A 13,294-nucleotide genomic window follows, 5' to 3' on the forward strand; every position below is an offset into this window, starting at 1 on the left:
CGCCAAGGGCCATGGCCAGAAGTCGTCTCATCCTCTCTCCCTCCCGCCGACCACGATCTATCAGGGCGAGCAAGCTTGTCGTGACTCCAGGCCGCGCCTCGGCCCAGACCCTCTCGCCGCGCCAGGTAGCCGCCGCCGACAGGCAGGATGCTCCCAGGTCTTTCCCGCCCGGCCTAGTGAGCTCCACCCTCCGGCCCATTGTCGAGATCCGCAGCGGACGACGTCGCCGCGCGCTTGGGCGGGTCCCGAGCATAAGCGAGCAGGCACTCATCCTCGCGGCCGCGGATGACCCGCCGCCCCGCGAGCGCACCGCGCGTCTCGGTCACCACGGTGCGCTGGCCTTCCGGCTCATGGTCGGAATGGAAGTAGATGACGACCCAGTCGTGCTCGCGATGCAGTTCATGGGCGCGAGCACTGTTCGAGTAGAGGGCGGTGACGGACCATCCGTCACGATGCGTGTGCAAGACTGGCAGCCATGCCTCGCCCGAGGGGTTGAAACGTTTCGGTGCGATCTTCGGCAGCAAGTCTGTGCGGGCCTGCCTTTCGTATTCTCGGTCTACGTCCAGAAGAAGACCAACGGGGGGCTCTGCGGCCAGCCTCTTCGTGCGCGGCCGGATGCGGGACAGCGCGTCAGTCACGGCCGCACGCAGAAGAGCGATCCGGCGCGGCCCGAGCCCGGACACGGAATCGATCCTTCCAGAATGGACCGCGGCCTCGAGATCGGCCAGGGTCTCTGCGCCGAGCGTCAGGTGCAGTTGCCGGGCTAGCATGGGCCCGACCCCCGGCAGCGTCCGAAACACCACCTCAGGGTCGCTTTGGCCCCGAAGCTGATCTAGATACGTCCATCGCCCGGTCCGGACGAGCTGCATCACCGCCGCGGCGATCGCGGGTCCGATACCCGGAATGGCGTCGATCGCATCATAGCCGCCTGACGCAACAAGCTCGCCGATATCGCTGTCGAGCGAAGCAATGGTGTCGGCCGCCCGCCGATAGGCGGCAGCCCGGAACGGTTCCGCAGCCTGCGCGGCCAGCAGGTCCGCCGCTTCCCGCAGGCGATCAGCCACGGACGCGTTCAGATTCCGACGAAGTTGCGGCACTGAAGCATACGAAGAGTCCTCGGCCTCGGTCACCGCGCCGCCCCTCCCGCCGGCTTCACGACGGCAACGCGTCGGTCCCGGGATGTCGCCCGAGCGCTTCGAGCCCCTGTTCGAGAAAGTCGCCGAGGAGCGGCGTGCCGCACAGGTAGCGCACCGTCCGTTCGTTGTGGGCGTGGGCGGCATCGGACCGCAACCCCGGCCAGTCCCGCGGGCCATGGTCGCCGCGGCCGAGCCACGTCAGGGCGACGAGGTCGATCTGCTCGTCCTCATTCAATCCGCCGATGATCACCCGCATCTCGTGCAAGGCCGGGTCATCGCGGTGATCTTCGAGCACGGCGGCCTGATTGTCGTCGCTTGGATTCGAGCCGATGTCGGATTCGGTCACCTCGTCCTTCGCATCGAACCGCTTCGCCAGCTGCGCGATGAGCATGACCTTCTCGGGCGAGATCGCCAGTTCAACCCCGTTCACCATCGGTGCCTCCCTGCCTGCGCCCCGCGACAGCGCGCAATCATAATCCCGCCATAGCCGCGGCCAATGACGTGCCTCAATCGCCGACCGCGAGCAGGGCTACGCGTCGTGCCGGCGCTGTCGCCGCGTCGTCTTGCGTTGCGGTGGCCGGCGGCACGTGCTTAGCCTGCCATTGCGTCAAGTCCAGGCCAGACGCGGCCGGCTCTCGTCACCCAGCTTCTTGCCATGTCGGACCGGAGCCAACGCAACGACACCTCCACCGGCGCCGCCGACCGGAACCGTCGTGACGACGACGTCCTTGCTCTCGTCGCCGAACTCGTCCGCGAGATCCACCCCCAGCGCCTGCGGCTCGTCGACGTTCGCCCGTCGAGCCGGATCGAGCGCGACCTCGGCATCGACAGCCTCGGTCGCACCGAACTGATCCTGCGCATCGAGCGCGCCTTCGGCGTGAGGTTGCCGGGGCAGACCATCGGGGCGGCCGAGACCGTCCGCGATCTCATGCTGGCGCTGGAGCAGGCCGGTCCGGCGCGCCGGCAGGTATTGGAGGTGCGGCCGCCAGTCGCGCTACCCACGGTGCCCGCCGCGAGCGACGCCAGGACACTTGTGGATGTGCTCGAGTGGCATGCATCGCAGCACCCGGACCGTCTTCATCTGACCGTGCTGCAGGACGAGACGACCGTCACGGGAAAACTCAGCTACGCCGAGCTCGCGGGCAGGGCCCGCGCCGTGGCCAGCAGCCTCGTCGCGCGGGAGGTCGCGGTTGGAGACCGTGTTGCCTTGATGCTCCCGACAAGCGTCGATTTCTTCATCGCTTTTTTCGGCATCCTGTATGCGGGCGCAATCCCCGTGCCGATCTATCCTCCGCTGCGACTGTCCCAGATCGAGGACCACCTGCGTCGCCAGACCGTCATCCTGCGGAATGCCGGGGCGACCGTGCTGATCACGATGCCGGAGGGTCGGCACCTCGCGAGGCTGATCCGCGCGCAGGTCGAGAGCCTGAGAGCCGTCGAAACCGTCGCGGACCTGGAGGCTTCCGATCTGGCCGTGGAGTTGCCGCCGACGAGGGATCCGGACGCGATCGCGCTGATCCAGTACACCTCAGGCAGCACGGGTGATCCGAAAGGTGTTGTTCTCACTCATGCGAACCTTCTGGCCAACATCCGGGCGATGGGCGCGGTCATGGACGCGCGCTCGACCGACGTCTTCGTCAGCTGGCTGCCGCTCTATCATGACATGGGCCTGATCGGCGCCTGGCTGGGTTGTCTTCACTTCGCCGCGCCGCTCTATGCGATGTCGCCGTTGAGCTTCCTCGTGCGGCCGGCGAGTTGGCTGTGGGCCATCCATCGCTTCCGAGCCACGTTCTCGGCTTCGCCCAACTTCGGTTTCGAGCTGTGCCTGAACAAGATCGCGGAAGCCGACATCGAGGGTGTCGACCTCAGCTCGCTGCGGATGGTCGCCAACGGAGCCGAGCCCATCAGCGTCCATACGCTGCGCCGGTTCATCGAGCGGTTCGGCCGCCATGGCTTTCCGCCCCATGCGATGGCGCCGGTCTATGGCCTTGCGGAGAGCTCCGTGGGGCTCGCCTTTCCTCCACTGGGCCGTCCACCCCTCATCGATCGAGTCGATCGTTCGCGGCTCAGCACTCTCGGGACCGCGGATCCGGCTCGGCCGGACGACCCAAGGCCGCTGGAGATCGTCGCCTGCGGTCAGCCACTGCCGGGTCACGAAATCCGGGTCGTGAACGAGGCCGGGTTCGAGGTGGGCGAGCGGCAGGAAGGGCGGCTCGAATTCCGGGGCCCATCAGCGACGCGCGGCTATTTCCGCAACGAGACGAAAACCAGGGAACTGATCCGCGACGGCTGGCTGGACAGCGCAGATCGGGCCTACATGGCTGGCGGCGATGTCTTCATCACCGGCCGCATCAAGGACATCATCATCCGTGCGGGACGACATCTCTATCCCCAGGAGATTGAGGAGGCCGTGGCCGAAATTCCGGGAGTTCGCAAGGGGGGCGTCGCTGTGTTCGGCACGACGGAGCAAACATCCGGAACCGAGCGGGTCGTGATCCTGGTCGAGACCCGCGAGACAGAGCCTGAGCCTCGGGCGAGGCTGGTTGCCTCGGCACAGGAGGTTGCCACGGACATCGCGGGCACGCCGCCCGACGAAGTGGTGCTTGTGCCGCCGCGGACCGTTCCGAAGACGTCGAGCGGAAAGATCCGCCGCAGCGCCGCGAGACAGCTCTACGAGACGAGAAGCCTCGATGCGGCCGAACGACCTCTGCGATGGCAGGTCGCCCGTCTCGTGCTGTCGGGTGCCGCGCCGCAAGCCAGGCGGCTCCTCCGCTCCCTCGCCGAGCTCCTCTATGCCGGGTGGTGGTGGCTTGTTGTTTCGGCAGGGTTCCTGCTGGGGGCCGCGGCTGTTCTTATGCTTCCCCGCGTGGCCTGGCGCTGGTCCGCGCTGAGGGGAATCTGCCGCGCCGCGATCTCGGCCATGGGAGCGCCCCTTTCGACGACGGGCCTCGACCGCGTCCCGCGCCGCGACGCGATGATCGTGTTCAACCACTCAAGCTATGTCGACGCCCTCCTGCTGGCTGCCATCCTCCCGGGCGAACCCGCCATCGTGGCTAAAAGAGAATTGTCCGACCGGATCTTGGCAGGGGCCGTCCTTCGACGGCTCGGAATCCCGTTCGTCGAACGATATGACGTGTCCGGCAGCCTCTCCGACGCGCAGGCACTGACGGACGTCGCACGCGCCGGCAGGATCCTCGTCTTCTTTCCCGAAGGGACCTTTACGAGACGGGCGGGCCTGTCCGCGTTCTACATGGGGGCGTTCACGGTCGCAGCCGCGGCCGATCTTCCCGTCTTCCCCGGCGTGATCGGGGGAACGCGGACAATGCTCCGCGACGGCCAGTGGTTTCCACGGCGAGCCTCCCTTAGCGTGGACATCGGCGAGCCGGTCAGGCCGGAGGGGCAGGACTTCCGGGCGGTGCTGCAACTCCGGGATCGCGTCCGCCAGGTCATCCTCACCCGCTGCGGAGAGCCTGATCTGGCGGAACTGGTCAAGCCGAATGCCGCCTCCAAGACGTAACGGACGCAGGGCAGGGGGGACGACCTAACGGTGCTTTGTCCGAGCTCGCGCTGCGTTATGCTCATCTGCAGGCCACCGGAGATCCACGCTTGCAGCAGTTCGAGCTTAGCCGGACCTTCACCCTCCTGGAGCCCGGCCCTGTGGTCCTGGTCACGACCTTCGACGGGCTCAAAAACAACGTGATGACCATCTCGTGGACGATGGTCCTCGATTTCACACCGGTGTTCGCCATCACCACAGGCGCGTGGAACTACTCGTACGCGGCGTTGCGGAAGACCGGGGAGTGCGTCATCGCCATTCCTACCGTTGATCTTCTGGATCGCGTGGTGGGGATCGGGACGTGCTCCGGTGCCGATACGGACAAGTTCGCAAAGTTCCGGCTCACGGCCATTCCAGCAAGGCGGGTCAAAGCGCCACTGATCGCGGAGTGCCTCGCCAACATCGAGTGCATGGTCGTCGACATGGTCGATAAGCATAACATCGTCGTGCTGAAGCCGCTCGCCGCCTACCTCGACTCGTCGAGGAAGGAGAAGCGCACCCTTCACGCGGTCGGGGACGGCACGTTCATCGTCGATGGGCGAAAGCTGGATCGAAGGAAGATGATGGCAGCCAAGCTCCCGCAGGGCGTGTAAGTGTATCCTTACTTCTTCGGATACCCGACTGTTTGGGACAATAGCACGTGGTGGTCGTGGCTAAGTCCCAGCGCATCCGCAATGGCCTCGCGGTCAATCCAGGCTCGGATGACGGTTGAGAGACCAGAACTCGCCGCAAAGAGATAGACGTTCTGCGCGACCGCTCCAGCGGCAACCGAAGCGAAGCTTTCACGCTGTCGCACTGGCACCATCGTCATCCGGGAGGTATCGGCGACGAAAACGAGGTCCAGCGGCGCTTCGTCGACAAAGTCCTGGTATCCGGTCACACGGCGAATGTCGCTTGCTGAGGCGAGCCTCAGAGCGTTCGCTTCAGCATCATACAGGTACGCTCCTGACGACAAGGCGACATAGATTTCGATCTCCTGGCAATTGAGGGCGGTCGGCGCAGTCCGATGCCCGTCTGGCCGGTTCACGCCGAAGGCGGACCACAGCAGGCCGGACACGACCTGAAGCGGAAGCTCTGTCCGGGCGAAGTCCCGAGCGGAATGCCGCTGAGCGAGGGCGTCGAGCAACGGCATTCCGCCATGCTTTTCCGGCTCGGGCAAAGCAATCGATGGAGCTGCACCTCCAAGTGCTGGCTTTGCGCGTAGTTGTCCCATCATGCCGAGTACAAACTTTTTTAATGTACTCATGTCGGCCCCTTGGTGTTGAATTCAACCAAATTCCGATGTAGTCGATCGCATGCGTTGATAGTTTCGTCTTGATCGACGCAGGTGCGGTGCTCAGATGCCCGTGACTTTAAGACGTCGTCTTGCGATAGCATTGATGACGCTCAACGAGTTCAGTCCTCCTGCAGACGCTGAGAAAAGCGGACACGCGAGGACGTCGGCCGTTAGTCAAGGCGCCCCAGAGGCGTGTCGGCCCAGCGTGGCATAGGATGCCGCCGGCCGCCGAAAGGCCTGCTTGCTCATGTCTCTTGCAGGGTCTTTCTTGTCAATGTGAATGCCCTCCAGCAGTCCTTCGTTTGGCAGACGCCCAGGGGTGAACTCGACGTGAGACGACCGGAACGGCGTAGCGGCGTTGACGGGAAGTCTGGAGGGTCACCGGCGGAGGATTGCTCCACCGACGACAAGGTGTCGTTCCTGGCACAGGCATCGGGGGCTCCCGGTGGAGGACAGGTCGTCGTTCGCGAGACGCGGACGTCCTTTGTGTTCCTGACCGAGAACCTCGTCTACAAGCTCAAGAAGCCGGTCCGGGATCCCTTGCTGGACCTGACGACCGTGTCCTTGCGCCGTGCGAACGCGGCGGAGGAACTCCGCCTCAACCGTCGGCTGGCGCAAGATGTCTATCTTGGAGTGACCGCCCTTTGCCGGCAGGCCGACGGAACGCTGCGCCTCGGCGGATCGGACGGCGAGGTGGTCGACTGGCTGGTCGTCATGCGACGCCTGGCCAACGAAGGGTTTCTCGATCAGGCGTTGGCCCGGGGCGTTGTCAGGCGCTCTCAGATCGAGGCCGTGGCCGACGTTCTCGCGCTGTTCTATCGGCGCGTCGATACCGTTCCGTTGGCGCCAGATGCCTATGCAGACTCGCTGCGGGTGCAGATCCTGTCGGCGCGCGGGATCCTGCTCGATCCGAGGCTGAAGCTCTCTCGGTCCCTGATCCTGCGGATCTCGGGAGCGCTGCTGGGTTGCGTGTCGAGGGAGGGTCCCCTCTTGCGCCGCGCGCGTCGTGCCCCGCTCGTGGAGGGACATGGCGACCTTCGTCCGGAACACATCTGGCTGGATCACACGCCCGTCATCATCGACTGCCTCGAGTTCAGGCGGGACCTGAGGATCGTCGATCCTCTCGATGAGTTCTCCTTCCTCGCTCTGGAATGCGAACGCCTGGGCGCTCCGTGGGCCGGGCGGATCTTGCTGGAGCGCGCGCTCGATCTCGCCGGTCATGGTCAGGGCCCGCTGCTGCTGACCTTCTACCGGTGCTTTCGCGCCATGCTGCGGGCAAGCCTTGCACTGCGGCACTTCCTCGAGCCGTCGCGAGGCAGGCACGGCACCTGGCACGCACAGGCGCGCGGCTATCTCGAGATCGCCGGAAGGGCCGCCATGCTCCTGTCCGGAGAGAGGTCCGCCATGAGGTAGCGCAGTGTACCGTTGCTGCGTGCCAATCAGAGTTGTTTTTAGATCTGTCCCTGCCCTTGGTCCGAGGAGGCCGCCGATGCCATCGCCGAGACGATGCACCCTCGTCGTCAGCCTGGGGCCGCGGGAACTGGCGCAGGCCACGGCTTCGCACGCCGGCGTTACCTTGGCCGAACTCGAGGAACGAAGCTTTGAGGACGGCGAGGACAAGATCCGCCCGCTGGTCGACGTGGCGGGTGACGATGTCGCCGTGGTCGCGGGGCTCTTCGCCCACGGGGGGCGCAGCGTCAACGACATGCTGTGCCGCCTTCTGTTCCTGATCGGTTGCCTGAGGGACCACGGCGCCGCGCGGGTTCGGGTCATCGCGCCTTACCTCTGTTATGCGCGGAAGGACAGGCGTACGAAGGCGTTCGATCCCGTCACGATCCGTTACGTGGCCCAGTTGATCGAGGCGGTGGGATGCGACGAGATCGTCACGGTGGACGTGCACAATCCCGCCGCCTTCGAGAACGCGTTCCGGATCCGCGCGCACGACCTGTCGATGGCAGCCTTCTGGGCCGATCATGTCGTGGCCTTGGGCGTGGACGAGCCCCTCGCGGTCGTCTCCCCGGATTCGGGCGGGATGAAGCGGGTGGAGGCCCTTCGGCTGGAACTGGAGCGCCGGACCGGTCTTTCGGTCGGCAAGGCCTTCATGGAGAAGTTCCGCAGCGGCGGGCAGGTCACGGGCGATCTGTTCGCGGGCGAGGTAGCGGGTCGTTGCGCCATCGTTCTCGACGATCTCGTGAGTACCGGCGGGTCGATGCATCGCACCGCGCTTGAATGCCGACGTCGGGGTGCCCGCCGCGTCGTCTGCATGGCGACCCATGGCCTTTTCACGGGCGGTGCACACGAGCTGATATCGTCGGACGCCGTCGATGAGATCGTCGTCACGGACACGGTCCCTGTCGATCAGGCGGTGGTGTCGCGTGCAGGGCCGCGGCTCCGGATTGTCTCCGTCGCTCCGTTGCTGGCGGCCACGCTGAGGTAGCACCAGGACTATCGTGGCAACAAGGTGCCACACGACGGTCGGTCGCAACGTGCCCGGTCGCTGGCTCTGCTGATGAGGTCGTCCTAGGGGACGGGACCTCCCGGAGCGACTGATCCCGCGGAGGGCGTGCCATTGGTGCGGCCAGGCTCCAGTTCGGCCCGCAGAAGGGCGAGATCCCCTTCGTCAAGGGTCTCGCGTTCAAGAAGTCTTCCGGCCCATTCCAGCAGGATCGGAAGGCGAGCCTGCAGGATCGCGAGGGCCCTGGCCTCGGCCTCAGCGATGAGACGCGAAACAGCGCGATCCCGGACTGCGGCGGAGGCCTCGCTGATTGGCGACGGCAACGCATCCGCCTGCCCCCCAGGCGGGAGGAAGGCAGGGGGGTGTTCGTAGACCGCCTCCCCGAGGTCCTCATCCATGCCGTACTGGGTGACCATGGCCCTCGCGATCATCGTAGCTCGTTGGAGATCGTCGGCCGCGCCTGTGGATACATCACCGATGACAATTCGCTCTGCGGCGCGCCCACCGAGCAGCACGGCCATCTTTGTAACCAGCTCTGAACGCAGCATGAGGTAACGGTCCTCCGTCGGCATCTGCATCGTGAAACCGAGGGCGCCGATGCTTCGTGGCAGGATCGTCACCTTCTTGAGGGCATCCGTCCCTGGGAGGCTGAGGGCAACGATGGCATGCCCGATCTCGTGGTGGGCGACCACGCGCCGTTCCTGTGCGTTGATAATCCGGTTACGCTTCTCCGGTCCTGCGATGATCCGTTCGACCGCCGCCACGAAGTCCGCCGCTGCAACAGCATCCGCGCCACGTCGGGTGGCTGCCATCGCGGCCTCGTTCACGAGATTGGCGAGATCCGCGCCCGTGAAGCCGGGCGTGAGCCCCGCGATGGCGCTGCGGTCGATGTCCGGCGCAAGTGTCACCTTGCGCAGATGGACTGCCAGGATGTCCTCGCGCCCCTTGCGGTCCGGCCGGTCCACGACGATCTGGCGATCGAAGCGACCGGCGCGCAGGAGCGCAGGGTCCAGGATCTCCGGTCGGTTCGTGGCGGCCAGCAGCACGACCCCGGAACTCGGATCGAAGCCGTCGAGCTCGCTAAGGAGCTGGTTGAGGGTTTGCTCCTTCTCGTCGTTTGCGCCGGCGATCCCGACCAGCGCCCGGGCGCGTCCTAGCGCATCGAGTTCGTCGATGAAGATGATGCACGGCGCATGGCGCCGGGCCTGTTCGAAAAGGTCGCGGACCCGGGCCGCGCCTACGCCCACGAACAGCTCGACGAACTCCGAACCGCTGATCGAGAAGAACGGCACCCCGGCCTCGCCGGCTACGGCACGGGCGAGCAGGGTCTTACCCGTCCCGGGCGGACCCACCAGCAGAATGCCTTTCGGTACGTGTGCGCCGAGTCTTCCAAAGGTCCTGGGATCCTTGAGGAAGGCAACAACCTCCTTGAGTTCGTCCTTGGCCTCGTCGACGCCGGCGACATCGGCGAAGCCGACCTTGATCCCCTTCTCCACGAAGACCTTCGCCTTGCTCTGGCCGATGGACATAAGACCACCCATTCCGCCCGACATACGCCCGAGCGCCGTCCGCCACAGCCAGAAGAACAGCAGGGCGGGGATTATCCATCCGAGAAGCGTCGACAGCCAGTTGCTCTCCGCCACGCCGGAATAGGCGACGCCAGCCGCATCGAGCTCTCGCGAGAGATCGGCGGGCACGCGAAAGGCCAAGACGGTCTTCGGACCGTCGGCCGCCGGCTCCTTGAGCGTGCCCTGCAGGTACTCCGACGCGACCGTGACCTGGGTGAACTTCTGCTCGCGCACCAGCGTCAGGAACTGGCTGTAGGGCACTGTCTGGACATCGCGCCACGTGGCCCAGATCTGCTGAAGCAGGAGCCCGCCAACCAGCATGAGCAGGATAAAACCCAGATCGAGCTTGTGCTGCTTTTCCATGGCCCCCCCCTGCATGCCAAGAGACTAGCGGCGGCGCATCGCGCAGGGGTTGACCCGGCTCAAGCCGACCAAGGCTGGCTCCTGCCATGCAGGGCACACGATCAACGCGGCTCAACCGGCAGATGATTTCGTGACGTATCTCAATCACGCCGGGATCACTCTCCTGTAGATTGCATGCGTGAGGTGATCGACATGTTCGCCGACCGAAGAGACGCTGGGCGACGGCTGGGCAGGGCATTGTCTGACTTCAAGAAGGACAATCCCATCATCTATGGCCTGCCGCGGGGAGGTGTTCCCGTTGCAGCAGAGATTGCCAAGGTTCTCGGAGCGCCTCTTGATGTCCTAATGGTGCGGAAGATCGGTGCACCCGGTCAGCCGGAGCTTGCGCTCGGGGCCGTGGCCGATGGGTGCGATCCGACCGTCTTCTGGAACCAGAAGCTCGTCGCTGCGTTCGGTCTTCTTCCCAGCCAATTAGACCAACTTTCCCAGCGGCAGAAGAAGATCATGGAAGAGCGCTCGTCGCTCTACCGGGCGCACCGGCCGGGGCTTTCGCCCAGTAACCGCGTTGTGATCGTCGTCGACGACGGCCTCGCGACGGGAGCGACGATGCTCGCCGCTCTCAGGGCCCTGCATCGCCAGAAGCCGTGCCGAATAATCGTGGCCGTACCCGTTGCTCCTGCGGAGATGATCGAGGCTCTGCGCGAAGAGGCTGACGAAGTCATTGTCCTGGATACACCGCTATCATTCAGGGGGGTCGGTGGGTCGTATGCCCGCTTCGACCAAACCGAGGATTCCGAGGTGCTGTCGTGCCTCGACGAACTCGCCGCCCAGGCGCGGCGCGTAAGGCCGGAGATGCCGTAGCGTCAAAGTGACGAACTTCCACCGGCGGTGTGGAATTCGATCAGATTCAGCCGATCCAACGCGGTTCCATACGGCAAGCCTATGCCTCACGCCCGAGAAGACATAGGTCTATTACGCGTGACCAATATCCAGCGTTCTCGCGGGGCGGATGGTCATTCGGGTCGCCGGCAACGAGCGGCAGCAGTGGGGGCGAGGCAGACTCTGAACCGCCAAGGTCGCGATAGACCAAGGCCGGTACAGATGGAATTGGGGAAAGCTATGGCGGTTCATGCTGATATCGTGTTGCGCAACGGGCCAATCTGGTGCGGGCGCGACGAAGGGGTCGTGGAGGCCCTCGCGATCTTTCAGGATAAGGTATTGACGGCTGGCGGCGACGCCGAGATTGCTCCGCTCGTCGGCCCTGAGACCCGCATCATCGATCTCAACGGGCGACTGGCGACGCCTGGCCTCAACGATTCGCATCTGCACCTCATCTCGCTTGGCATGAGCATGCTGTGGGTGGATTCCAAGCCAGAGGCCGCGCCTACACTGGAAGCACTGTTACATGGCATCTCGGCTCGCGCTGCCACTTTGCAACCGGGCGAGTGGATCCTCTCGCGAGGCTATGACCAGACCAAGCTTGACACAGGCCGCCACCCCCGTCGTGAGGAACTCGACCGCGCCGCTCCCCACAATCCGGTGATGTTGGTCCGTACGTGCGGCCATATCGCGATCTGTAACTCCGAGGCGCTTCGGCTCGCTGGCATTGACGAGCATTCGCCGACGCCGCAGGGCGGCCTGATTGAGAAGCAGGGCGGCCGCCTGACGGGGCTGCTGGCCGAGAACGCCCTTGCGCCGGTGCAGGCGGCAATTCCCGCCCCGAGCGAAGAGGACCTCATCGCCGGGATCGAGCGTGGCGGCCACTATTTGCTCTCGCTCGGCATCACCAGCTGCATGGATGCTGCCGTCGGCCAGAAGGGCGGCTTCGGTGAGATCGCGGCCTATCATCGTGCAAAGCGTGAGGGCCGCCTGCCCGTCCGGACCTGGCTGACCCTGCTCGGCGATGACGGCCGCTCGATCGTTCCTCAATGTTACGATGCTGGCCTGATCACTGGCACCGGCGACGACATGCTGATGATCGGGGCTGTTAAGCTCTTCCTCGATGGTTCAGCCGGCGGACGCACCGCTTGGATGTCCTTGCCCTACCTTGGCGACGACCGGACCACAGGCGTCAGGATGTGGGAGGATGCCGAGCTGAACCGCATGGTGCTCGATGCGCACAAGAAGGGCTATCAGCTGGCCTGCCATGCCATTGGCGATGCCGCGATCGAGCAGCTCATCACGGCCTATGAACTGGCGCTGAAGGCCTTTCCTGACCCGGATCGGCGCCACCGCATCGAGCATTGCGGTTTTTCGACCGCGGCCCAGCACGAGCGCATGGTCAAAGCTGGCATTTATCCCTGCCCTCAGCAGGTCTTTATCCATGATTTCGGCGATGCTTACGTGAAAGTTTTGGGACCTGAACGGGCGCTACCGAGCTACCCGCTCCGGACCTGGTTCGATCTCGGTCTGAAGCCTGCGACGGGCAGCGACGCACCGGTTTGCGACCCGAACCCGTTCCCAAACTTCCACGCGATGCTCACGCGCAAAACCTGGAAGGGGACGGTGATGGACGAAAGCCAGCGCGTCTCGATTGAGGATGCCTTGCAAGCCTATACCGAACATGGCGCATTCGCGCAGAAGCGGGAGAGCGTGAAGGGGCGTCTTGCTCCCGGCTTCCTCGCCGATGTCGCCGTTTTCTCGCGGAACCTGCTTACGGCCGATCCTGCCGAGATCCTCAAGGATACACGCTGCGATCTCGCAATTCTCGGTGGGCGTGTTGTCTACGAACAATCGTAAGGCTGGCAGCGTCCGGGCCAATAACGAGTCGATGCGAAGCAGTACCCGCCGCGCATCCCGGGCCGAGCGTGTCTTTCATGCTCCTCTGCAGCGGCATGACATTGAGAGCCATACCGACCAGCACAAGGACCACCCCGGCGATTTCTCTTTGGCCTAGGTTTCCATCAAGGAAGAGAGCCGCACCACCCATCCCTCATGCGA

General features: G+C 64.9%; 10 protein-coding genes. 6 read left to right on the plus strand and 4 right to left on the minus strand.

Annotation, left to right across the window (positions count from 1 at the left end; all coding sequences use genetic code 11):
- Window positions 1–173 precede the first annotated feature (173 nt).
- Complete coding sequence (locus tag ACX9GQ_RS23185) at window positions 174–1,130, minus strand: DNA-binding protein (RefSeq protein WP_459631983.1); 957 nt, start codon at window positions 1,128–1,130, stop codon at window positions 174–176.
- A 22-nt stretch (window positions 1,131–1,152) separates the two neighbouring features.
- Window positions 1,153–1,527, minus strand: a complete 375-nt coding sequence (locus ACX9GQ_RS23190; RefSeq protein ID WP_459631984.1) for a DUF3775 domain-containing protein — start codon at window positions 1,525–1,527, stop codon at window positions 1,153–1,155.
- Between the two features lie 264 nt (window positions 1,528–1,791).
- Between ACX9GQ_RS23190 and ACX9GQ_RS23195 the strand changes: the two genes are divergently transcribed.
- Together ACX9GQ_RS23195 and ACX9GQ_RS23200 are read left to right on the plus strand one after the other, a co-directional pair.
- Entirely contained in the window at window positions 1,792–4,653 is a 2,862-nt protein-coding gene (locus ACX9GQ_RS23195; RefSeq protein WP_459631985.1) for an AMP-binding protein, read from the plus strand.
- A gap of 89 nt (window positions 4,654–4,742) precedes the next feature.
- On the plus strand, window positions 4,743–5,285 hold the full coding sequence (locus ACX9GQ_RS23200; protein ID WP_459631986.1) for a flavin reductase family protein: 543 nt from the start codon (window positions 4,743–4,745) through the stop codon (window positions 5,283–5,285).
- 8 nt (window positions 5,286–5,293) lie between these two features.
- Here ACX9GQ_RS23200 and ACX9GQ_RS23205 read toward each other — a convergent pair whose 3' ends face one another.
- Window positions 5,294–5,824 carry a nitroreductase family protein gene (locus ACX9GQ_RS23205; RefSeq protein ID WP_459631987.1) on the minus strand — a complete coding sequence of 177 codons (531 nt, stop codon included), beginning with the start codon at window positions 5,822–5,824 and terminating at the stop codon, window positions 5,294–5,296.
- A gap of 630 nt (window positions 5,825–6,454) precedes the next feature.
- Here ACX9GQ_RS23205 and ACX9GQ_RS23210 point away from each other — a divergent pair.
- Both ACX9GQ_RS23210 and ACX9GQ_RS23215 read left to right on the plus strand, forming a co-directional pair.
- On the plus strand, window positions 6,455–7,381 hold the full coding sequence (locus tag ACX9GQ_RS23210; RefSeq protein WP_459631988.1) for a hypothetical protein: 927 nt from the start codon (window positions 6,455–6,457) through the stop codon (window positions 7,379–7,381).
- Window positions 7,382–7,457: 76 nt separating this feature from the next.
- Complete coding sequence (locus tag ACX9GQ_RS23215; RefSeq protein WP_459631989.1) at window positions 7,458–8,405, plus strand: ribose-phosphate diphosphokinase; 948 nt, start codon at window positions 7,458–7,460, stop codon at window positions 8,403–8,405.
- Window positions 8,406–8,488: 83 nt separating this feature from the next.
- On the opposite strand, the gene ftsH is transcribed toward ACX9GQ_RS23215, so the two are convergent.
- Window positions 8,489–10,354, minus strand: coding sequence for an ATP-dependent zinc metalloprotease FtsH (ftsH, locus tag ACX9GQ_RS23220; RefSeq protein ID WP_459631990.1), 1,866 nt, complete (start codon window positions 10,352–10,354; stop codon window positions 8,489–8,491).
- A 174-nt stretch (window positions 10,355–10,528) separates the two neighbouring features.
- Here ftsH and ACX9GQ_RS23225 point away from each other — a divergent pair, with 174 nt between their 5' ends.
- The gene (locus ACX9GQ_RS23225) at window positions 10,529–11,215 is read left to right on the plus strand and encodes a phosphoribosyltransferase (protein WP_459631991.1); all 687 of its coding nucleotides are present in this window, start codon (window positions 10,529–10,531) and stop codon (window positions 11,213–11,215) included.
- 240 nt (window positions 11,216–11,455) lie between these two features.
- Complete coding sequence (locus ACX9GQ_RS23230; protein ID WP_459631992.1) at window positions 11,456–13,093, plus strand: amidohydrolase; 1,638 nt, start codon at window positions 11,456–11,458, stop codon at window positions 13,091–13,093.
- Window positions 13,094–13,294: the final 201 nt, after the last annotated feature.

Source organism: Alsobacter sp. R-9, assembly GCF_054612375.1.